This window comes from Vibrio sp. 1249-1, assembly GCF_033340495.1.
Genome location: NZ_JAWOWJ010001167.1, coordinates 1 through 518, shown reverse-complemented (window position 1 = coordinate 518; position 518 = coordinate 1). Strand labels below are relative to the sequence as shown.

Genomic DNA, 518 nt, shown 5'->3' with positions numbered 1-518 from the left:
CCAAAGTACCGCATAAGCGCCAACTTTTAAGCTCAACATTAGGGCTTGGTATTCAAGTTCTGTCACTCTTTGTCCCTATTATTGAAAACCGTATTATTGTTGGAAACCGTAATGAGCAAAAACTCGCTTCGCGTCTTCCGATTTCAAATACTGGAAGAATTGTCTCGATTCCGTTGAATCGTTCACTACCGCCGCTGGATAAACGATGGCCGCGTGCGTGTCACTCGCAAACTCGCCAACAATTTTCACTTTGCTAGTCAACTGCGCATCGGTCTTATAAACCACCCCTAAAGGAGCTTCTCCGCGCTCAACTAAAGCCAAAGCAAGACGTACATTTTTTGCTGGTGCAACTTTGGTTTGAATCTCTTTCCATACACCCAGTGTAGTCAGTGATTCTTTCGCGTACATACCAGCAGGCACTGACGTCGGATTGCCTAACGCAAGGCGATTTCCATGCAATGCCTTTTCCCATGCTGTTGCATCAGAGAAGTTAAATGAGGTTAATTCTGAAGACTGAG

Annotated in this window: 1 protein-coding gene; it reads right to left on the bottom strand. The window is 45.2% G+C overall.

Annotated elements, in window-relative coordinates; all coding sequences use genetic code 11:
* Window positions 1-93: 93 nt before the first annotated feature.
* Window positions 94-518, bottom strand: a 425-nt coding sequence (modA, locus tag R7Z50_RS31070) for a molybdate ABC transporter substrate-binding protein (protein ID WP_318150222.1), incomplete at its 5' end; no start/stop codon positions are given.